This window comes from Deferrisoma palaeochoriense, from assembly GCF_054656955.1.
Window position 1 is genome coordinate 1 of record NZ_BAAHXI010000049.1, and the last position, 20,204, is coordinate 20,204.

At 71.7% G+C, this 20,204-nt stretch carries 22 protein-coding genes; 12 read left to right on the forward strand and 10 right to left on the reverse strand.

Annotation, left to right across the window (positions count from 1 at the left end):
* Positions 1–104 precede the first annotated feature (104 nt).
* The 4 genes from ACYQ8L_RS13110 to ACYQ8L_RS13125 form a co-directional block, all read right to left on the reverse strand.
* Positions 105–1,262: an MFS transporter gene (locus ACYQ8L_RS13110; RefSeq protein WP_459942255.1), complete on the reverse strand. Its 1,158-nt coding sequence runs from the start codon at positions 1,260–1,262 to the stop codon at positions 105–107.
* Between the two features lie 89 nt (positions 1,263–1,351).
* The gene (locus tag ACYQ8L_RS13115) at positions 1,352–1,774 is read right to left on the reverse strand and encodes a nucleotidyltransferase domain-containing protein (RefSeq protein WP_459942256.1); all 423 of its coding nucleotides are present in this window, start codon (positions 1,772–1,774) and stop codon (positions 1,352–1,354) included.
* Positions 1,771–2,568 carry a DUF362 domain-containing protein gene (locus tag ACYQ8L_RS13120; RefSeq protein ID WP_459942257.1) on the reverse strand — a complete coding sequence of 266 codons (798 nt, stop codon included), beginning with the start codon at positions 2,566–2,568 and terminating at the stop codon, positions 1,771–1,773. Before ACYQ8L_RS13120 ends, ACYQ8L_RS13115 begins: the two co-directional genes overlap by 4 nt.
* On the reverse strand, positions 2,565–3,692 hold the full coding sequence (locus ACYQ8L_RS13125) for a metallophosphoesterase (RefSeq protein ID WP_459942258.1): 1,128 nt from the start codon (positions 3,690–3,692) through the stop codon (positions 2,565–2,567). Before ACYQ8L_RS13125 ends, ACYQ8L_RS13120 begins: the two co-directional genes overlap by 4 nt.
* 437 nt (positions 3,693–4,129) lie before the next feature.
* Here ACYQ8L_RS13125 and ACYQ8L_RS13130 point away from each other — a divergent pair, with 437 nt between their 5' ends.
* The 9 genes from ACYQ8L_RS13130 (at position 4,130) to ACYQ8L_RS13170 (ending at position 11,033) form a co-directional block, all read left to right on the forward strand.
* Positions 4,130–5,203 carry a sulfurtransferase gene (locus ACYQ8L_RS13130; protein ID WP_459942259.1) on the forward strand — a complete coding sequence of 358 codons (1,074 nt, stop codon included), beginning with the start codon at positions 4,130–4,132 and terminating at the stop codon, positions 5,201–5,203.
* 11 nt (positions 5,204–5,214) lie between these two features.
* The gene (locus tag ACYQ8L_RS13135; protein WP_459942260.1) at positions 5,215–5,730 is read left to right on the forward strand and encodes a YeeE/YedE thiosulfate transporter family protein; all 516 of its coding nucleotides are present in this window, start codon (positions 5,215–5,217) and stop codon (positions 5,728–5,730) included.
* Positions 5,727–6,266 (forward strand): YeeE/YedE thiosulfate transporter family protein, encoded by a 540-nt coding sequence (locus ACYQ8L_RS13140; RefSeq protein ID WP_459942261.1) that lies wholly within the window; start codon positions 5,727–5,729, stop codon positions 6,264–6,266. Before ACYQ8L_RS13135 ends, ACYQ8L_RS13140 begins: the two co-directional genes overlap by 4 nt.
* Positions 6,253–6,852 carry a hypothetical protein gene (locus ACYQ8L_RS13145; RefSeq protein ID WP_459942262.1) on the forward strand — a complete coding sequence of 200 codons (600 nt, stop codon included), beginning with the start codon at positions 6,253–6,255 and terminating at the stop codon, positions 6,850–6,852. The genes ACYQ8L_RS13140 and ACYQ8L_RS13145 overlap by 14 nt, the downstream gene beginning before the upstream one ends.
* 184 nt (positions 6,853–7,036) lie before the next feature.
* On the forward strand, positions 7,037–7,231 hold the full coding sequence (locus ACYQ8L_RS13150; protein ID WP_459942263.1) for a hypothetical protein: 195 nt from the start codon (positions 7,037–7,039) through the stop codon (positions 7,229–7,231).
* A 31-nt stretch (positions 7,232–7,262) separates the two neighbouring features.
* The gene (locus ACYQ8L_RS13155; protein WP_459942264.1) at positions 7,263–7,496 is read left to right on the forward strand and encodes a hypothetical protein; all 234 of its coding nucleotides are present in this window, start codon (positions 7,263–7,265) and stop codon (positions 7,494–7,496) included.
* Between the two features lie 241 nt (positions 7,497–7,737).
* Positions 7,738–7,896 (forward strand): rubredoxin, encoded by a 159-nt coding sequence (rd, locus tag ACYQ8L_RS13160; RefSeq protein ID WP_084319243.1) that lies wholly within the window; start codon positions 7,738–7,740, stop codon positions 7,894–7,896.
* Positions 7,896–9,077 (forward strand): FprA family A-type flavoprotein, encoded by a 1,182-nt coding sequence (locus ACYQ8L_RS13165; protein WP_459942265.1) that lies wholly within the window; start codon positions 7,896–7,898, stop codon positions 9,075–9,077. Before rd ends, ACYQ8L_RS13165 begins: the two co-directional genes overlap by 1 nt.
* A 381-nt stretch (positions 9,078–9,458) precedes the next feature.
* Positions 9,459–11,033 carry a DUF4139 domain-containing protein gene (locus tag ACYQ8L_RS13170; protein WP_459942266.1) on the forward strand — a complete coding sequence of 525 codons (1,575 nt, stop codon included), beginning with the start codon at positions 9,459–9,461 and terminating at the stop codon, positions 11,031–11,033.
* A 263-nt stretch (positions 11,034–11,296) separates the two neighbouring features.
* Here the strand turns inward: ACYQ8L_RS13170 and ACYQ8L_RS13175 are convergent, their stop codons facing one another.
* The 3 genes from ACYQ8L_RS13175 to ACYQ8L_RS13185 form a co-directional block, all read right to left on the reverse strand.
* Entirely contained in the window at positions 11,297–11,785 is a 489-nt protein-coding gene (locus tag ACYQ8L_RS13175; RefSeq protein WP_459942267.1) for a universal stress protein, read from the reverse strand.
* 20 nt (positions 11,786–11,805) lie between these two features.
* The gene (locus ACYQ8L_RS13180) at positions 11,806–13,200 is read right to left on the reverse strand and encodes an FAD-binding oxidoreductase (RefSeq protein WP_459942268.1); all 1,395 of its coding nucleotides are present in this window, start codon (positions 13,198–13,200) and stop codon (positions 11,806–11,808) included.
* 608 nt (positions 13,201–13,808) lie between these two features.
* Entirely contained in the window at positions 13,809–15,428 is a 1,620-nt protein-coding gene (locus ACYQ8L_RS13185; protein ID WP_459942269.1) for an acyl-CoA synthetase, read from the reverse strand.
* Between the two features lie 239 nt (positions 15,429–15,667).
* Here ACYQ8L_RS13185 and dnaJ point away from each other — a divergent pair, with 239 nt between their 5' ends.
* Positions 15,668–16,819 (forward strand): molecular chaperone DnaJ, encoded by a 1,152-nt coding sequence (gene dnaJ / locus ACYQ8L_RS13190; protein ID WP_459942270.1) that lies wholly within the window; start codon positions 15,668–15,670, stop codon positions 16,817–16,819.
* A gap of 18 nt (positions 16,820–16,837) precedes the next feature.
* Here dnaJ and ACYQ8L_RS13195 read toward each other — a convergent pair whose 3' ends face one another.
* Together ACYQ8L_RS13195 and ACYQ8L_RS13200 are read right to left on the reverse strand one after the other, a co-directional pair.
* Entirely contained in the window at positions 16,838–17,938 is a 1,101-nt protein-coding gene (locus ACYQ8L_RS13195) for a type IV pilus twitching motility protein PilT (protein WP_459942271.1), read from the reverse strand.
* Positions 17,939–17,961: 23 nt separating this feature from the next.
* On the reverse strand, positions 17,962–18,186 hold the full coding sequence (locus ACYQ8L_RS13200) for a hypothetical protein (protein ID WP_459942272.1): 225 nt from the start codon (positions 18,184–18,186) through the stop codon (positions 17,962–17,964).
* 55 nt (positions 18,187–18,241) lie between these two features.
* On the opposite strand from ACYQ8L_RS13200, the gene ACYQ8L_RS13205 reads away from it, so the two are divergent.
* Positions 18,242–18,727, forward strand: a complete 486-nt coding sequence (locus ACYQ8L_RS13205) for a hypothetical protein (protein ID WP_459942273.1) — start codon at positions 18,242–18,244, stop codon at positions 18,725–18,727.
* Positions 18,724–18,855 (forward strand): hypothetical protein, encoded by a 132-nt coding sequence (locus ACYQ8L_RS13210; protein WP_459942274.1) that lies wholly within the window; start codon positions 18,724–18,726, stop codon positions 18,853–18,855. The genes ACYQ8L_RS13205 and ACYQ8L_RS13210 overlap by 4 nt, the downstream gene beginning before the upstream one ends.
* 14 nt (positions 18,856–18,869) lie before the next feature.
* On the opposite strand, the gene ACYQ8L_RS13215 is transcribed toward ACYQ8L_RS13210, so the two are convergent.
* Positions 18,870–20,048: a class I SAM-dependent rRNA methyltransferase gene (locus tag ACYQ8L_RS13215; RefSeq protein ID WP_459942275.1), complete on the reverse strand. Its 1,179-nt coding sequence runs from the start codon at positions 20,046–20,048 to the stop codon at positions 18,870–18,872.
* Between the last annotated feature and the right edge of the window lie 156 nt (positions 20,049–20,204).

Here is a 20,204-nt window from a genome sequence, read left to right on the forward strand (position 1 = left end):
TCCCACCCGCCCCCCCGGCAATACTTTTGAAGGTATTAGTACGCCCCCGGGCTCCCCCCGAGAAAACGGAAAGCCGGAAAGATAGCACAAGAAACCGGGAAAGCCTATGGGGAGGCCGCGGCGCGGGCCGGCAGCCGCGCGGCCGCCCAGGCCGCCGCGAGGAGGAGGACGACCAGGGCCCCCAGGGCGGGTCCGAACGATCCCGTCCGGTCGAACAGGAACCCCGCGCCCAGGGGGGCCAGGGCGGCCGGGATGTTGGCCGAGAAGAGCCAGCCGTAGACGGGGCCCACCTTCTCGGCCCCCCAGATCTGGGCGACCGACGAAGCGTAGAGCACGAGCACCCCGCCGTAACAAAACCCGGTGAGCCCCGCCAGCCCCAGGAACCCGGCCCCGGTGCGACCGAGCCAGGGGGCGGCGACGAGGAGGGCGGCCTGGGCCGCCAGGTTCGTGGGCACCGTGCGGGGCCCGCCGAACCGGTCGAACAAAACGCCCCAGGCGATCCGGCCGGCCGCGTTCCCCACGGCAAAGAGCGCCACCGCGGTGACGCCCAGGGCCGAGGCGCCGAGGGGTGAGAGTTCCTTCAGGTTCGCGTTCACGGTGAACCCGGCCGCGAGCCCGGCGAACATGGCCAGGTAGAGGAGCCGGAACCGGGGATCGGCCCAGAGGTCCCGCGCCTGCACCCGGGGTTCGGCGTCCAGCCGGGTGCCCGGCGGGTTTCGCATGACGAGGCTCGCCGCGGCGATCACCGAGAGGAACCCGATGCCGAACGCCCGGAACACCCCGAACGGGGTGGCCCCCGCCCCGAGCCACGCCCCGGCCACCTGGCTCACCAGGGCCGCGCCCCCGCCGAACCCGGCCACGGCCACGCCGGTGACGAGGCCCTTGTGCCGGGGGAACCAGCGGATGCAGGTGGCGATGGGCACCACGTAGGCAAGCCCCGCCCCGATCCCGGCGAGCCCCCCGATGCCGAGCACGGTCCAGGCAAAGTGAAACCTCCCCAGGGAGGCGGTCACCCACCCCCCGCCGAACAGGAGGCCCCCGACGAGGGCGCACCGGCCCGGTCCCCAGCGCCGCAGGAACGAGCCCGCGAACACCATGGTGGCCGGGAACACGAAGTAGAACACGGTGAACGGCAGCTGCACCGGCCCCTGGCCGAGCCCGGTCAGTTCCCGGAGGGGTCGCACGTACACCGACCAGGAGTAGGTGGCCCCCAGGCAAAGCTGCATGAGCACCGCGGCGGGGAGGATGAGGAGGCGGATCATGGAACGTTAGGACGCTGGGAGGCTGGGACGCTGGGACGCTGGGAGGCCCAACCCCCTCCGCTCCCTCGGCATCCCTTACGCGCTGGGGATCAATCGTCATCGGCAAAGGCCTCCCGGGCGTAGTGGGCGAGGAACGGGGCCAGATCGCAGTACCGGCAGGCGGCATCGGCCGTGAACTCGGCCCGGAGATCCGGGTCGCGGTCCACGAGGAGCCGTCCCTGCAGGCAGCGGAAGCGGAAGATCGTGGGCGCACGGTTCAAGATCCGCACGTCCACGGGCAGAACCCGGCCGATGGCCTCCTCCAGTTCCATCTCCAGGGCGCCTTCCCACAGGGCGGGAAGCCCTTCGGGCTCGGGGTCCACGAACACGCCCAGATCGATGTCCCGCGGCCGGGGCGACTCCAGGAACGACCCGTGGACGTAGGCGAACACGATCTCCGGACGATCCTCGAGCACCCGTCGGATCTTCTCCAGGATCGTCTCGGCCCGTTCTCGGGTGATCGGCTCCCTCATCCGTCCGCCTCCGTCGCCCGCCCGAGCACGCCGTGGGCGAGCCGCAGGTACTCCACCCGGCGCCAGTCGAGCCCCAGGAGCCGGCACCCCGCGGCGTCCACGGCCACCGGGTCGAACCCGGCCACGATCTTCCCCACGGGCGGGTCGCAAGGGGGACCACCCAGGTGGAACTCGGCCAGGCCCACGCTCGCGTCCACCACGGCCAGATCGGGCCGGAGGTGGCTCGCCCATTCGAACACGGCCCGGTGCATCCGGGCGTGGAACCGGCCCTTCTTCCAGCCCCCCGGGTTCCCGTACCGGTCGGGGGGCGCCGCGCCCATCAGGTTCTTGAGCGACAGGGTCACCTCAGCCAGGCTGTGGCGCTTGAGCACCGCGGCCGAGATCACGAAGGCCCGGGTGAGGAGCTCCGGAACCCAGGCCTCCGGGAACACCTGGAACCCCGGGGCGTCGCGCCGCACCAAGGGCGCCGTGTTGAGGTCCACGAGTTCGATGCCCAGATCCCGGGCGAGGTCGGCGTAGCCCAGGGCCTCGAACACCTCCGGGGTCGTGAGCCCGGCGTCCCCGCACCCCTCGGCGAGCACGACCCGAGCCCGGGAGTGCCGCCGCACATACTCCACGAGGGCGGCCGACGCCTCTACCGGAAACGTTACGGGCGGGGGGCTCGCGGTGACCAGATTGGGCTTCACGACCACGAGCTCCTGCCGGGCGAGCACCGGCCCCGCCCCCACCGCGTCGAGGGCGGCCGGGAGGCTTCGGGCGAACCCGCGAAACGGCTCCACGTGCGTCGGTTTCACCGGGCATCTCCCCCGGCCGGCACGAGCTCGATCAGGGTCACCTCGGGGGGCGCCAGCACCCGCATGGGCGGGCCCCAGGTGCCGGTTCCCCGGCTCGTGTAGAGCCGGCTTCCCCCGACGAGCTCGTAGAGCCCATTTTGCAGGGGATAGGCCATGCCGGTGAAGAACCGAAACGGAAAGATCTGCCCCAGGTGGGTGTGGCCGGAGAGCTGGAGATCGAACCGCCCCTCGCTCCCCGCGAGCGGCACGGGCCGGTGCTTGAGGACGAGCACGAACCGGCCGGGGGGCGCTTCCGCAAGAAGGGATTCGGCACCGGGCAAGGGGCCGGGGGCGTGCTCGTCGTCCACCCCCACGACCCAAAGGCCCCCCAGGGCCGCGGCTTCGTTCCGGAGCACCCGAAACCCGCTTTTCTCCAGGAACGCCAGGCTCTGGCCGAGGCCGGCGTAGACCTCGTGGTTTCCCACCACGGCGAGCTTCCCCAGGGGCGGCCGGACCCGCGCCCACCGCCGGCTCAGGCCGTCCAGGTGGTCGATCTGGGCGTCCACGATGTCACCCGTGGCCACGAGTAGATCCGGCTCCAGCCGCTCCACCACCCGGAGCACCCGGTCCAGGGTGCGTTCCCGCAGGAGGAGCCCCAGGTGGAGGTCCGACACCTGGACGATCCGAAGGGGCCGGCCGAGCTTTGCCGAGGCGATCCGCACCCGTTCCACCCGGAGCCGGGTGGCCTCCCACAGGCCGTAGGCCCCCACCAGGAGGACCCCGGCGAGCACGGTCCAGGCCACGGCCGGGGTCCGGACCCGCACAGGACCTATTCGAACCAGCGCGCCCCCGGCCCGGGCCACGAGTTCGCCGAGTCCGAGGGCGACCCCGGGCCAGAACGCCAGGAACACGAGGCCGAGCCAGGTGTAGGCCACCCAGGCCAGGGGCCGGCCCACGGCCTCGAGCCCCGCCCGGTCGAGGAGCCGCACGGCCACCGGGGCGACGATCATGAGCCCCATCCAGGCCCCGACTCCGAGGCCCGCCCGGGGCACGCCGGCCCACGCGGGCCGCAGCGCCCAGTACACCACGGCGTGCATGGCCGTGTAGACGGACAGGGCAACGGTCAGAAACACGAACAGTCGCATGGGGCCTTCCACGTGGCTTCGGCTAGGCGGCTGGGCTGCTTGGAAGCTAGGCGGCTAAGAACATTCGCGATTCCGGCGTCATCGCGTCGGCCAACCTGTGGGAGCAGTCTCCAAGCCGCGACGCCCTTTCTTTCGGGCCTTAGGGCCCGGGTCGCGCTTTGCAAGGCGCTCCCACACCGGGGCCCCGCCTCGCGCGTTACTGTCCCGCGTAGCGGGGCCCCAAAGGGGCGCTGAGGGCTTCCCAGGATACCACGAGGCGGGCTCCTGCGCCCCCGCGGGTGGTTTCCCGGTTGACGCCGGGATACGCGGGGGTAGCCTTGCGGTGTTGGGGCGGGGCGGTGGATGCACCACGGAGAGCACGGAGGCCCTTGGGCCAACGACGAATCCAGCGCGTGTCGCCGCCGGGCCGTCCGGCGGACCAGCCGAAGGAGGGTGTCATGAGGGAGATCGGAACGGGAAGACGGGTGTTCTTGGCGATCGTGTTCGTCGCGCTCGCCGCCTGGACCGTGGCGTCAGCCCGGCAGGCGGCCGGGCCGTACCCGGGGGGCGAGATCCTCGTCACGGCCGGGTGGCTCAAGGCGCACCGGGCCGACCCGGGCCTGGTGGTGGTGGACACCCGGTCCGACAAGGACTTCGACGGCCGGGTCATTCCCGGGGCGGTGCGCCTGCCCTGGACGCTTTTCCGGGAGGCCGATCCGGTCCGGGACATGGACGGGCTTTTCGTGGGGCCGGCGCGGGCCCAGAAGATCCTGGGGGAGCACGGCATCGGGCGCACCGACACCGTGGTCCTCTACGACTCGGTGAAGAAGGACGGCGGCGCCGTGGCCTCCTACGTGTTCTGGGTGCTCGACCTCCTCGGCCACCCGAACGTGAAGCTCCTCGAGCGGGGCATCGACGGGTGGGCCGAGGCCGGCGGGGAGGTCGCGTCGGAGCCGGCCAAGCTGGATCCCGTGACCTACCAGGCCCCGGCCGCCGAGGTGCGCCTGCGGCGCTGGGCCGACGGCGAGTTCGTCCGCTCCCGTCTGGGGGACCCCGTGTACCAGGTCCTCGACGTCCGGAGCGCCGAGGAGTACCGGGGTGAGAAGGCGAACACCACCCTCTCCAAGCGGGAGGAAAAGCCCGGCCACGTACCCGGGGCCTACAACGTGGACTACCGGCTCAACTGGACGGACCCCGAGGCGAAGGCCATGAAGCCCTACGAGGAGCTCCTGGAACTCTACCGGGGGCTCGATCCGGACCGGCCCGTGATCGTGTACTGCCACTCGGGCCGGCGGGCCTCCTTCGGGTACTTCGTGCTCCGGCTCCTGGGGTTCCGGGACGTGATCCTCTACGAGGCGAGCTGGATGGAGTGGGGTCACCCGGACCTCTTCTATCCCGTGGAAACCGCGCCCCGGGAGCTCCGGGGGGCGCTCCCGATCCCCGGCCGGAAGGCCGCGGCCGAGCCCGCGCCGGGCCGGGCCGCGCCGACGGCGGCCCCGGCCAAGGGCGGCTACGTGTCGTGCGGCGGCTAAAGGAGGAAGCCATGGGAACGCGAACGAGGGTCTGGCCGTGGAGCGCGTCGGCGTTCGCCCTGGCCGGCATCATGGTGTTCATCTTCGCCACCTTCGGCCCCCCCGCCTCCTCGAGCGGGTTCGTGTCGGTGCTCAAGGGGGTCCTGGGCGCGGTGGCGCCCGACTACGTGGCGGCCAAGGCCCACTACCGCATGACCCCGGGGCCGGGGTCGTGGCTCCTGGCCTTCGTGGTGGGCATGGCCATCGGCGGGTTCCTGGCCGGGCTCCGCTCCCCCGTGCCGGTGCGGGACGTGCCCGAGATCTGGGAGCGGCGGTTCGGCCCGAGCCGGGCGCTGCGGTTCGCCGCCGCGTTCGTGGGCGGGTTCCTGATCCTGTTCGGGGCCCGGCTGGCCGGCGGGTGCACCTTGGGCCTCTTCCTTTCGGGCTCCACCCAGCTCGCGGTGAGCGGGCTCTACTTCGGGATCGTCATCTTCGCCGTGGCCATGGGGACGGCCCGGGTGGTGTACGGCCGGGAGGGACGACGATGAGCCAGGTGCTGTTGGGTCTGTTCTCCGGAATCGCCTTCGGGTTCGTGGTGCAGCGCTCCGGGGCCACGAGCGCCGACGAGATGGCCCGGGCCCACCTCATGCTCGACGGCCGGATCCCCCGGTTCATGGTGGCCGCCGTGGCCCTGGCCGCCCTGGGCCTCCTGGGGCTCCAGTCGGTCGGGCTGGGCCGGACCCTGGTCCTGCCCACGAGCCTCTTGGCCACGGGCCTCGGGGCCGTGATCTTCGGCGTGGGCTGGGGCCTTTCGGGCTACTGCCCCGGCACCTGCTGGGCCGCGGCCGGGGAAGGGCGCCTGGACGCCTGGTTCGCCCTCCTGGGCGGGCTGGCGGGGGCGGCGGCCTTTGCCCACGTCCACGAGGTCCTGATCCCGGTGTTGTACCTGCCCACGAGCCTGGGGCCCCTGACGCTCGCCGACTGGCTCGGGAGCCGGCCCGTGGCGGCCTTCGTGTTGGCCGCGGGCTTCGGGCTCGCCGCATGGGCCATCGGTCGGCTCTGGGGATCGGGTGAGGCGGTGTAGGGCCTGGGGCCCCGGACTCCTTTTGGCACTGGGGCTCGCGGCGGGCTGCTCCGGGCCCCCGCCCGAGGAGCCCCTGCCCCGGGGGTCCCTCGCCCGGGTGGAGTTCGTCCACGAGGGGACCCTCCTGGGGTTCGGCCCGTTCGTGGGGTACTACTTCCGGCCCGTGGAGCCGGGGCGGTTCGACCGGATGACCTTCGTGTGCCGGAACGAGGGCCGGTTCTACAGCTCCGACGCGCCTGACGGCGCCCTCCTGTATGAGGGCGAGGCCGTACTCGCCGAACTCCCCGGCGGCGAGATCCCCCCGGGGCCGGAGCGGATCCGGCCCGTGTTCTTCGACGAAGCGCCCGCCGCGTGGCTCGCCACCCGGCCCGGCGATGCCTTCCGCCACTTCCACTCCTGCCACGACGGCCGGGGGCCCGTGCGGGTGGGGTACTGGCTCCTCCACCGGGCCGTGCGGGCCTTCACCTACGACATGGGCGGCCGGGTCGGCCCGGGAAGCCCCCTCTGCCACCGGGTCGAGCCCGGGGTGGACCTCGCCTTCCCCGCCATCGTCGAGTTCGACGCGGGGCCCGGACGAGACGGCTGACACCCATGGAGGTATTGTCAGGCCCCGGTCGTTGCCACGGAAACCAGCCCCCCACCCGCTCTATGACAGTCCCCGCGGCGGACGCAGTACCCGAGGGGACGACGCAATTCTCCTTGGCAACGCCCCGTGTTCCGGTACAATCGGGGGCAGGACCGGATTCGTGACAAAGGAGAAGAGGACGGCCATGGACGAGAAGGTGATCCGCAAAGAGGTGTGCCGTTGCGAGAACTGCGGCAACGAGGCCGAGATGACCGTGGTGTGCGAGGTGGTTCCCACGGAGGCCCAAGGGGCGCCCGAGGGGCCCCCGAAACGGCGCGAGAAGCGCACCTTCACCTGCGTGAGCTGCGGCAGCGAGGCCGACATGATCGTGGACCTGTGACCCGGGCCTTCCCGAGCCGAGGAGAACCCCGATGGGCGAACCGAACTCCGCACCCCCGCGGGTGAGCCCCTACGTCTTCCCGGTGCTTCTGGCGGCCTTCGGCCTGTGGTGCCTGTGGGACGGGTGGATCACCACCAACCCCGAGATGCTCGATCACCAAACGTTCAACCGGATCGCGAGCGCCCTGCTGTTGCCCTGGGCCGCCTACGACTTCTTCCGCGTCCGCCGGCGGGCCCGGGAGAAGGAGGGATCGGGCGGAGGCTAGCGCCCCGGCGGGATTCGGTGCCGGAACCCGGTTCCCGGAAACCGCGCCGACTGTGCGGGGGCGGGCCCGGCCACAGGGCAGGAATCCTGGGGGGTGGCCGCCTGGCCGCCACGCAGCCCGGCTGCCCAGCCCAAAATTCGATCCGTGACTTGCGCACTCCGTTTCCCGGTGTAATCCTTGCCCCCTGGCGCCGGCAAGCGGCCGGAGGGCGAACCCTTTTCCCTGACGAAGGAGGAACAACATGAAGAAGTACCAGTGCACCGTGTGCGGCTACGTGTACGACCCGGCCAAGGGCGACCCGGATCACGGCGTGCAGCCCGGCACCGCGTTCGAGGACCTGCCCGACGACTGGACCTGCCCGGACTGCGGGGCCGAGAAGGACATGTTCGAGGAGATGTGATGCAGCCGGTGGAGATCGTTCCCGGGATCCGTTGGGTCGGCGTCCTGGACCCGCAGCTTCGCATCTTCGATGTGATCATGCGGGCCGAGCAGGGCACCACCTATAACGCGTACCTGGTGGAGGGGGCCGAGAAGACGGCGCTCATCGAGACGGCCAAGGGGCGGTTCACCGAGAAGTTCCTGGAAACCCTCTCCCAGGCGGTGGACCCCGGCCGTCTCGACTACGTCGTTTTGAACCACCTGGAGCCCGACCACTCGGGCGCCCTGGGGGCGCTCCTGGAGAGGGCCCCCAAGGCCCAGGTGGTGGTCACGAAGCCGGGGGGCGTGTTCCTGCGGCAGATCCTCAACCGGGACGTCTCCCCCATGGTGGTGACGGACGGCCAGGAGATCGACCTGGGGGGCAAGACCCTCCGGTTCCTCCTGGCCCCCTTTCTCCACTGGCCCGACACCATGTTCACCTACGTGCCCGAGGACGGGGTGCTCTTCCCGTGCGATTTCCTCGGGGCCCACTACTGCGACGACCGACTCTTCAACGACCTCGTCGACAACTACGACTACGCGTTCCGGTACTACTTCCAGGTCATCATGCGGCCCTTCAAGGAGCACGTGCGCCGCGGGCTCGAAAAGATCGAGGGCCTCGATCTCAAGGTGGTCTGCCCGAGCCACGGGCCGATCCTCCGGGCCCGGATCGGGGAGTACCTGGAGAAGTACCGGCAGTGGAGCGCGCCGCCAGCCCCGCGGGACCGCAAGCGGCTCCTCGTGTTCTACGCCAGCTCTTACGGGAACACCGAGGCCATGGCCCGGGCCATCGCCAAGGGGGCCCGGGAGGGCGGGGCGGACGTGGAGGTGTTCGACCTGGTGGGGGTGGACTTCCAGGCCGTCCTGGACGAGATCGAGACGGCGGACGGCGTGGCCGTGGGCTCGTGCACGATCAACGCCGACGCCCTGGAGCACGCCTGGGAGCTCCTGGCCTCGATGGCCACGATCCAGGTGAAGGGAAAGCTCGGAGCCGCCTTCGGCTCCTACGGATGGAGCGGCGAGGGGCCGAAGATGCTGGCCGAGCGGATGCGCGGCCTCAAGTTCCGGGTGCCCGAGGAGCCCCTGCGAGTCCAACTCGTGCCCTCGGCCGAGGATCTCGAAACCTGCGAGGCCTACGGCCGGAAGCTGGCCGAGGCCCTGTAGTCCCGTGACGCCGGGCCGAGGGGCCCGGGACCGGGGATGACCCAAGAAGGCTCGGCGCAGGCCGGGCCTTCGTCGTGTAAAGGCCGCGCCGCTTCTCGGCCGCCTGGCCGAGGAACGGTAGGAAGCTCCCCAGGGCCCCTTCGAGGCCCGACTACGCAGGACAGCAACGTCCGAGTCGGGGGTTAAGGTGGGAGCAGCGACCGTGTCAGGTGCCAGAGGACAGAAGACAGAGGACAGGGGGTTTCTGACATCTGTCCTCTGAATTCTGATCCCTGACACGGCAGCCTCTCCCACAGGCTGGGACGGTCGCTGACGCTGGAATCCCAAAGGATTTTGGCGTCCTAGCGTCCTAGCGGGAAGTTACTCGGAAGGGAGGTCAGGATGCGCGGGGTGAAGGTTGCGTGGGCCGCCTTGGTGGCGGTCCTTTGGGGAGCCTCGGCGGCGCCTGCCGTGGACGCCCCGGTCCGGTCGGTGGTGGTGTACCCGGGGGGGGCTTGGGTCGAGCGGGAGGCTCGGGCCGAGGTTTCGGCCGGCCCGGCCACATGGGAGCTCGGCCCCCTGGCGCCGGAGGCCGACCCCAAGAGCCTTGCCGCCTCGGTGGTGGATGGCCGGGCCCGGATCCGGTCGGTGGCGGTGGCCACGCGGCCGGCCGCCGAGGCCCCGACCGAGCGGGAGCGGGACCTGGAGGCGCGGATCCGGGATCTCCTGCATCGGGCCGGCGCCGAGGCCGACCGCGCCCAGGCCCTGGAGCGGAGGCTTTCGTTCATCGACGCCCTGACCCGGGCCGCCGAGAAGGCCGACCCGACCGGGGACCCGGCGGCGTGGAAGGCGCGGTGGGAGGCCCTGTCGGCCGGCGCCGAGGAGGCGCTCGCGGCGATCCGGGCGGCCCGGGCCGAGGAGGACCGCCTCCGGAAGGACGCCGAGGCGCTCCAACGGGAACTCGACGCCCTTCGCACCGGCCGGCGGGACCGGCGCTGGGCGCTGGTGGAGGTGGCCGTGGACGAGGCGGGGCTGGTGGGCGTCCGGCTGGGGTACCGGGTGGGGGGCGCCGGGTGGGCCCCGGCCACGGCGGCCCGGCTTGAACCCGGCGCCGGCCGGGTGGTGCTCGAAACCGCGGCCCGGGTGGAGCAGCGCACCGGCGAGGACTGGGCGGACGTGGAGCTGGCGGTGGCCACGGCCGATCCCCGCAGGGCTCCGGAACCGCCCACGGTGGCACCCTGGTTCGTGGACCTCTGGGAGCCCCGGCCGCTCGCGGCCAAGCGCGATGGGCGCCCCATGGAACTCGCGGCGGCCCCGGCCCCGGTCGCCGACGCGGCCGTGACGGCGGAGACGGGGGCCGGGATCACGGTGTATCGCGTACCGGGCCGGGTGAGCCTGCCGTCCGGAGCGCCGGCACGCCGGGTGCCCCTTTCGTCCCGGGAGGCTCCGGCCCGGGTGTTCGTGCGGGCAGTGCCCCAGGAGGCGCCCGAGGCGTTCGTGATGGCCGAGTTCACCTACGAGGGCGAGGGCATCGTGCCCGAGGGCCGGGTGGACCTCTACCGGGGGCCCCACTACGTGGGAGCGGCCTCCGTGCCGGCGCTCCGGCCGGGGGAAACCGTGACCTGGGCGTTCGGGCCCGATGCCCAGGTGGACGTCCGCTACGAGATCGACCGGGATTTCAAGGAACGGACCGGACTGTTCGGCGGGAAGCGGCGGATCGAGCGGCGCTACCGGATCCGGATCGCGAACCGCCACCCGGAGCCCGTGGAGGCCGAGGTGGTGGTGCGCACCCCCGTGTCCCGGGACGAGCGGCTCGAGGTGAGCCTGGAGGGATCGACCCCGCCCGACGAGAAAGAGTTCCAGGGGCTTCCGGGCGTTGTCGCGTGGCGCCGGACCCTGGCCCCCGGGCGGGAGGAAATCCTGGTGCTCCAGTACGCCGTGTCGTTCCCCAAGGACCTCCGGCCCTCCGGGCTCTGAACGGAGCCCCTCCGATTTCATCGAACTTTAATGTCCGGTTAAAGTCCTTCTAAGATTGACCCGATAGGATAAGCACCGTAGGCGACGCACTCACGACACACCGCCGGCGGGTGGCAGCGCCGGCACGCGCCGCGAGAGCCTCTCCTCATCTTCCTCCTCCTGCCCGAAGGGGGCCGCCACGTGGCGGCCCCCTTCGGGTTTTCCGGCCTTGGGACGAAGAGGAACGGGGCCGGAAAACTGCGGTCCCAGCCCTACCCCCGGTCTCAGTCGGAGTGCCGCACGACCAGCACGGGCACCTTGGCCCGCTGGGTCACCCGGTGGGCCACCGACCCCAGGAGCACCTCGCCCACGGCGGAGTGGCCGTGGGATCCCATCACGATCACGTCGGCCCGGCATCGCTCGGCCTCGTCGAGGATGGCCTGGCTCGGCCTGCCCTCCACGATCCGGATTTCCTTTACCCGGTCCCGCCCCTGGGGGTCGGTGCAGGTCTCCTCCTGGCAGAAGAGTTCCAGCCGCTCCCTCACCCGCTCCACGATCCGCTGCCTCCCCTCGGCCTCGAGCTTTTCCCGGACGTCCTTGGGCAGGTACACGTCCACCATGCTCTTGGTCATGGGGGTCAGGGGCTCCAGGGCGTGGACGATGACGATCTGGGCGTCGTAGCGTTGGGCCAGGCTCATGGCCCAGCGGAACACGTCGGGGGCCCGGTGGGACAGGTCGGTGGCGAACAGGATGGTCTTGATCTCCGGGAGCATCGCGTGGTCCTCCTTTCGGTTCAGTCCAACCCCGGGAGCATCTTCCCGGGGTTCAGGATGTTTTTGGGGTCGAGGGCCTTCTTGATTCGGCGCATGTATTCCAGGGCCGGCCCGTGCTCGGCCTCCATGAAAGGGAGCTTCCCGATGCCCACCCCGTGCTCCCCGGTGGAGGTGCCTCCGATCGCGATCGAGTGCTCCACCACGGCGCGGTTCACCCGCTGCACCGCCTCCTTGGCCGCGGCGTCGGCCGGGTCGAACAGGAGGCCCAGGTGGAGGTTGCCGTCGCCGGCATGGCCCCAGAAGAACCCGGTCACCCCCTCCCGCTCCACGGCGGCCTTGGCGTGGTCCACCATCTCGGCGTACCGGCTGATCGGCACGCAGGTGTCCACCAGCAGCACGGCCCGGCCGGGGTGATTGCGCTTGATGGACTCCAGGGCCCCGTGGCGGGCCTCCCACAGCCGCACCCGCTCGTCGGCGCCGATGCCCCGGTCGATCCGGGTGGCGCCGTGCTCGGCGAGCACCCCCTCCACCATCTCGTACTGGCTCTCCAGGGCGGCCTCGTTCACATTGTGGAACTCGAGGAACAACATGGGCCTCTCCTCGAGGTCCATCTTCCGGTCCCGGTTGATCTCGGCCACCACGGCGTCGTCCATGAGTTCCAAGGCCGCCGGGTTCAGCCCGTACCGGATCGTGTCGCTCACCGCCTCGCAGGCTGCGTGGATCGAGGGGAACGTGGCCACCACCGTGAGATATTCCGGCGGCAGGCCCCGGAGCCGCAGGGTGGCCTTCGTGACGATGCCCAGGGTGCCCTCGCTCCCCACGAGGAGGCGGATCAGGTCGTACCCCGAGGAGCTTTTGATGGCCCGGCTCCCGAGGCGGAGCACCTGACCGTCGGCCATCACCACCTCTAGGCCGAGCACCGAGTCCCGGGTGGCGCCGTAGGCCACGGTGCGCACCCCCGAGGCGTTGTTGCCGATCATCCCGCCGATGGCGGCCCAGGCCCCCGGGTCGGGCGGGAAGAAGAGCCCGTAGTGGCGCAGTTGCTCGTTGAGCTCCCGGTACCCGATGCCCACCTCCACGTCCACCTGGAGGTCCTTCTCCCGGATCTCCAGGATCCGGTTCATCTCGTTGAAGTCGAGCACGATGCCGCCGTGGACCGGGATGGGGTTCCCCTCGAGGCTCGTGCCGGCGCACCAGGGGGTCACCGCGTACCCCCGTTCGTTGGCCAGCTTGACCACGGTGACCACGTCCTCGGTCTGCTGGGGCCACACCACCACGTCGGGCCGGTGGGGTTCGTGGTAGGACTCGTCCTTGGAATGCAGGTCGAGGTTCGACGCGCCGGTGGAGACGTGCTTCTCCCCGATCGCCTGTTTGAGGTACGCCACGTCTTCGGGGGTCACGCGGGGATGGGACATGGGATCTCCTTTGCAACCAAGGGACACCAGGGCTCACGGGCCGGGGAGACCCGCTTGCAAGCAACTTCGGCTAGGCGGCTAAGAACATCGGGATCCCGGCGTCATCGCGCCGGCCAACCCGTGGGAGCGGCCGCCGGGTCAGGGGCCAGAATTCAGAAGTCAGAGGTCAGGGAACCCCCGGTCCTCTGTCGCCTGTCCTCTGGCACCTGGCACGGTCTCCGGTCCCGTGGTCCAGACCGCGGCGGCCCACCGTGCGGCCGAGGCAGAAGCTATTGTTTCTGCGAACAGGCCGCGCCCCGCGGCCTACCGGAGCTCCCAACTGACACGGCGTCGATCGCCCCCGGTTCGGGGGCAAGGGGCCTCCCTCCGGCCGGGCGCGAGTGCCGGCACCCGAACCGCCGCGCAGCCCAAGCCAGGGGCGGTTGCCCCATCGCCTATCCGCCGAGACGCGGCGGGTTCGTGGTGCGAGCGTCGGAGGCACTGCGCGGCTTTTTGCGGGGGCCGCACCCGGCTCTCCGGGAGGCCCCTTGCCCCGCCCGCCAGCGCTTACGCGCGTCAGTGGGCCGCGAACAGGCCGCGCCTCGCCGCCTACGGAGCTTCCCGGGACGTCAACGGCCCTCCCGGTCCCACCGCCGCAGCACGTCGCGCTTGATCTTCCCGGTGGCGGTCATGGGCAGCTCGTCCACGAACGCGATCTTCCGGGGGTACTCGTGGGCCGCGAGCCGGGTCCGGACGTGCTCCTGGATCTCCCGGGCCAGGTCCTCCGTGGGTTCGCGCCCCGGGGCCAGAACCAGGTAGGCCTTCACCACTTCGCCCCGCACCGGGTCGGGGCTGCCGATCACCGCCGCCCGGGCCACGGCCGGGTGCTGCATGAGCGAGTCCTCGATCTCGGTGGGGCCGATCCGGTACCCGGCGCTCAGGATGAGGTCGTCGGCGCGGCCCAGGAACCAAAGATATCCGTCTTCGTCCATCTTCGCCAGGTCCCCGGTGCGGCACCAGTCGCCGGTGAACTTGCGTTCCGTGGCCTCGGGGTTCTGCCAGTACCCCAGGAACATCACGGGGTCGGGCCGGCGCACCGCGATCTCCCCCATCTCCCCCGGCGGCACGGGCCTGCCGTCCTCGCCGATCACGGCCACGGTGTGGCCGGGCACGGGCCTGCCCATGGATCCCGGCCGGACCTCCAGGATCTTGGCGCAGTTCCCCACCACCAGGTTGACCTCGGTCTGGCCGTAGAACTCGTTGATTGTGACCCCCAGGGCCTCGCGGCCCCAGGCCAGGGTGTCCTCCCCCAGGGACTCGCCGCCGCTTCCCACGGTGCGAAGCCGGGCTCCGAACCGGCCCGGGTCGGGCACCTGCCGCATCATCCGAAGGGCCGTTGGCGGGAGAAACGCATTTCGCACCCCGTGGCGGGCCATCCGGAAAAACGCTTCCTCAGGGTCGAACTTCCGGGCCCGGAACGCGAGCACCGGCACCCCGTGGTGCCAACTGGGCAGGAGTACGTCGATCAGCCCGCCGATCCAGGCCCAGTCCGCCGGGGTCCAGAAGAGATCCCCGGGCTGGGGGAAGAACTCGTGGGGGAACTCCACCCCGGGCAGGTGCCCCAGGAGCGTGCGGTGGGCGTGGAGGGCCCCCTTGGGGGGGCCCGTGGTGCCCGAGGTGTAAATGATCAGGGCGGGGTCGCCGGCCCGGGTGTCGGCGGGGTCGAACCCGGCCGCGCCCGCCTCGAGTTCGGCCCAGAACGGCAGCGCGCCCCCGGGGGTCTCGTCGCCCACCACGAACACGTGGGCGAGCTCGGGCAGCCGGTCCCGGAGGCCGAGCACCTTGGGGAGCCCCTCGGGGTCGGTGACCACGGCCCTGGCGCCGCTGTTCGCCAGCCGGTACTCCAGGGCGTCGGGCCCGAACAGGGTGAAGAGGGGTACCGCAATGGCCCCCAACTTGTACACGGCGAGATGGGTGATCGCCGTCTCGGGGCTCTGCCCCAGGAGGATCCCCACCCGGTCGCCTCGGCCGATCCCTCGGTGGGTCAGGGCGTTGGCCAGCCGGTTCGACAGCTCGGCGAGCTGGCCGAAGGTGTACCGGGTCTCCCGCCCGGCGCCGTCCACGTACACCAGGGCCAGGGCATCGGGGGGTTGGCGGTCGCAGACGTCGACCGCGATGTTGTAGCGTTCCGGGATCCGCCACCGGAACCGGGAGACGACCTCTTCGTAGGTGCGGCCGGGCTCGAGCATGGGAGCGCCTCCGGGTGTCGCGGGGTTTCGTGGCGGCCCGGCGGTGGACGGGGCAAAACCGCCCCCGAGGAGACCATTCCCCCGTGGGAGCCCCCGCCGGGCCGGCGCGGGCGCATGGCCGGAAGAACGTAGCGGAACCTGCGCCGTTTGCAAGGGGCGCGGCTTGACTCGCCGGGGCGCCGCCCTTATGTAGGGGCATCTTTTTCCCGGCGGCCGGAACGCGAGCGCGGCGCGAGGGGATGCGAACGATGGGAAAGGACTACTACGCCATTCTCGGGGTGGACCGCGGGGCGAGCGCCGAGGAGATCAAGAAGGCCTACCGCCGGATGGCCCTGAAGTACCACCCCGACCGCAACCCGGGGGACAAGGAGGCCGAGGAGAAGTTCAAGCTCTGCGCCGAGGCCTACGAGGTGCTCTCGAACCCGGAGAAGCGGCGCCTCTACGACGCCTACGGGGAGGAAGGGCTCGACGCCCGGGGCGTGCACCACGGGTTCGGCGGGTTTGAGGACATCTTCTCGGCCTTCCAGGACATTTTCGGGGATCTGGGGTTCGGCATGGGGTTCGGCCCCCGCCGGCCGCGTTCGCGGGTTCGCCGCGGCCGGGACCTCCGGCACGAGATGACGGTGACGCTGGCCGAGGTCATCCGGGGGGGAACCCGGAAAATCAAGGTCCGAAAACCCGCCCCCTGCGAGGCCTGCGGGGGTTCGGGGGCGGCCGACCCGGAGGACGTGCGCACCTGTCCCACGTGCCGGGGCCGGGGCATGGTGATGCAGGTGGTGCGCCAGGGGTTCACCACGATCCAGTCCACGACCCCCTGCCCCGATTGCCGGGGCGAGGGCCGCCGGATCGAGCGGCCGTGCCCGGCCTGCGACGGGGCCGGCTCGACCCGGGTGGAGCGGGTGGTCGAGGTCCGGATCCCGCCGGGGGTGGAGGACGGCCAACAGATCCGGGTCGAGGGGGCCGGAGAGGAGATCCCCGGCGGCGTGCCCGGGGACCTCTATATCCAGCTCCGGGAGGAGGAGCACCCGCTCTACGAGCGCCGGGGGGCCGACCTGTTCGCCCCCTTGCGGATCGATCTCTTACAGGCCATCGAGGGCGGCGACGTGGAGGTGGAGGGCCCCGACGGCGAGCCCCTCCGGATCCGGCTCGAGGAGGGGGTCCAGTCGGGCACGGTCAAGGTGCTGCGGGGCAAGGGCGTGCCGGTCCTGGGCCACCCGGGCATGCGGGGGAACCTCTACTTCCAGGTCTGGGTCGCCACCCCCACGGGGCTCTCCCGGGAGCAGAAGGAGGCGCTGCGCTCGGCCCTGGCCGGGATCGCGGCGCCCGGCGCCGACGAACACCACGGAGGCTGGAAGGACTGGGTGCGGGCGTTCTTCGGGGGTGGGCGGTAGGCGCGCCGCCCGTGCCCCTCAGCCGTCCGGCAGTTTTCCCCCGGAGTTCAGGAGCACGGCCCGCTCGAAATCCGAGGGGTTCGTGGCGGCCGACCGGGCCGTCTCGAACGAGATCACCCCGGCCGCGTAGAGGTCCATGAGGTGCTGGTCGAAGCTCTGGGTGCCGTAGGTGTCGCGGCCGGCCTCGATCACGTCCTTGATCTCGTGGGTCTTGAGCGGGTCCTTGATGCACTCCTCGATGTGCTTCGTCATCCGCAGGATCTCCAGGGCGGCCACCCGACCCCGGCCGTCCTTGCGGGGCAGGAGCCGCTGGCTCACGGTGGCCTTGAGGTTCTCGGCCAGCCGGATCCGGACCATGTTCTGCTCGGCCGAGGGAAACACGCTGATCAGCCGCCCCACGGTCTTGGCGGCGTCGGTGGTGTGCACCGTGCTGAACACCAGGTGCCCCGTCTCGGCCGCCCGCAGGGCGATGTCGATCGTCTCGGTGTCGCGCATCTCCCCCACAAGAATGATGTCGGGGTCCTGGCGGAGCGCCGCCCGCAGGGCCCGGTTGAAATCGGGGGTGTCGAGCCCGATCTCCCGCTGGCTCACCGAGCTCTTCTTGTTGCGGTGAATGAACTCGATCGGGTCCTCGATGGTCAGGATGTGGCAGCGCTTGTGCTCGTTGATGTGGTCGATCAGGGCGGCCAGGGTCGAGCTCTTCCCGCTCCCGGTGACCCCGGTGATGAGCACGAGCCCCCGCTCCTCCAGGGCGATCTGCTTCAAGACCGGGGGAAGGCCCAGCTTGTCGAGGGTCGGCACCTCGAAGGGGATCACCCGCAGGATCACGGCGTAGGTGTTGCGCTGGCGGTACACGTTGACCCGGAACCGGCCCACCCCGTTCACCGAGTAGGACCCGTCCCACTCCCGGATCGCCTCCACGTCCACCGGCGGGTGGGAGCCCGCCACGATGGCCTCCACCACGGCCCGGGTGTCGGCCGGGGTGAGCAGGGGGCTCTTGACCTCCTGGAGCACCCCGTTGACCCGGAACAGCACGGGGGTGTTCACCTTGAGATGGATGTCGCTCGCCCCGGCCTTCATGGCCGCGGCCAGAACCTTGTGGAAGGTTTCCCGTTCCATGTGTGTCTTTCCTCCGGACGGCGTCAGTGGGAAGGAAGAACCGGGCCCGGCGGCGCCGGAAGGCCGTTCACGAACCACTCCGGGATCGCCGCCTGGCGCCTGAGGTCCCGGCAGGCCGGGCAGTAGGTGAGCCAGACCCGTTCGGTTCCGGTGGGGTACACCGAGGTGATAAGCTCGTCGTGGCCGCAGCGCCCGCAGCGGTTCGGCTGGGGGCTCACCACGACGCGGGGGGTGCGAGGCGCGGACACGGTTCCTCCGGGGCTGTGGGTACCGGGTGCCGGATCGGCCGGAGAGGAGGGAATCTTGAGCGAGGAACCGACGGCGGGGCTCCCCTGGGAGCGGGCCGCGTTGGCGTGGGTGGAGAGCCTGGAGCGGGGGCGGCCGACCCCGGCGGGGGGCTCCCTCGCCTGGGTCACCCTGGCCGGCGCCGCGGGCCTGGCCGCCAAGCTCGAGGCGATCGAAGGCCGATGCGGCGAGGGGTGCCGCGCCCGGGCCCGGGCCTTCGTCCGGGCGGCGGCAGACGATGCCGAGGGGTTCCGGCGGGCCCGCACGCCCGGGGAGCGCACGGCCTTCCTGCGGCGTTCGGGGATCCTGGTGGAGGAGGCGAACCGGTTCCTGGAAGAGCTTCAGGCCGCGGCGGCCCGGTGTGACCGCGCCGCGATCCGGCCGGACTGGGAGGCCGCCCTGCGCCTGGCCGGGGCGGCCTTGGAGGTGTTGTGGGAGAACCAAAGGGTGAACGCCGCGACCTGGGGCGCCGGCGCCGGGTCCGGTCCGAAACCGGGGAAATGAGCGGCGGCTGGGGCTGCCCCCACGAGGACCGGGGGCGGTGCACCCGGCGCGGGGCGCCCTGCGAGGCCGGGGCGGAGGGGTGCGTGCTGGAGGCGGCCTTCCGCAAAGGGGGCGGATCGGGCGGCTGAGCCGGCCGGCCCCGTCAGTCCACCTGCAGGAGGAGCGCCTTGAGGTACGAGGTCTCCGGCATGGCCGGGAGCCAGGGGTGATCGGGGCCCTGCCCGCCCGAGCCGACCACCCGCACGCCGCGGCCGGCCGCGGCCGCGGCGCGGGCCACGGTCTCGACGAACGCCTCGGGCCGCACGTGGTGGGAGCAGGAACAGGTCACCAGATGGCCCCCGGGCCGCACCGACCGAAGGCCCCACTTGTTCAGGTTGAGGTATCCCTTGAGGGCCTCGGGCACGTGGCGCCGGGACTTGGCGAAGGCCGGGGGGTCGAGCACCACGAGGTCGAAGGTTTCGCCCCGTGTCGCCGCGTCCTTCAGGAACGCCAGGGCGTCGGCCTCCACGGTCCGGGGGACTTCGAGGCCGTTCTCCCGGGCGTTTCGCCGGACCATCTCGAGGGCCGGGGCCGAGGCGTCGAGCCAGACGACCTCCCGGGCCCCCCACCGGGCGGCGTGGAGCCCCCAGGCTCCGGAGTAGCAGAAGGCGTCGAGCACCCGGGCCCCAGGGCAGAGGGGCCGGATCAGGCGGTAGTTCTCCCGCTGGTCGAAGAAAAACCCGGTCTTCTGGCCCCCTCGCAGGTCGGCCCAGAGGACGAGTTCCCCCAGCCGGAACCGGACCGCGTCGGGCACCTCGCCGGCCACCTCCACCTCGAGGGGCAATCCCTCGAGGGCCCGGGCCCGGGCGTCGTTCCGGAGCACGATCCCCCGGGGGGCGAGCACCTCCGCGAGCGCCGCGAGCACCTCGTCGCGTCGGCGGTCCATGGCCGCGGTGAGGAGCTGCACCGAGAGGTGGTCGCCGTAGCGGTCCACCACGAGGCCGGGCAGGTCGTCGGCCTCTCCGAAGACGACCCGGCAGGCCCGGGCTCCCTCGGGGCCGAGCCAGGCCTGCCGGCGGGCGGCGGCCCGGCCCACCCGGTCTCGGAGGAAGGCCCCGTCGAGGGGCCGCTCCTCGCCCGGGGCATGGAGGCGCACGCTGATCAGGCTGTGGGGGTTGAAGGTGCCGGACCCCAGGACGCGCTCGCGGTGGTCCACCACCACCACGTCCTCCCCCGGGGGGATGGACCGGTCGAATCCGTCGATCTCATTCGAGAACACCCAGCGGTGGCCCCCGGCCACGCGCCGGCGGGCCCGGGGTTTGAGGCGAACGATCGGGGCCACGGAGCCTCTCCTCACGGAAGGGGTGGGGAAAGGGAGCTTGTACCCGGGAGGGGGCGGGCGTGTCCACCGCGACCGAGGCCCGCCGCAAGATCCGGGTTTCGGTGCGCGCCGCCTTCGGGGTATGCAGGGGGAAAGCTGCGTGGTCGAGCCCCCCAG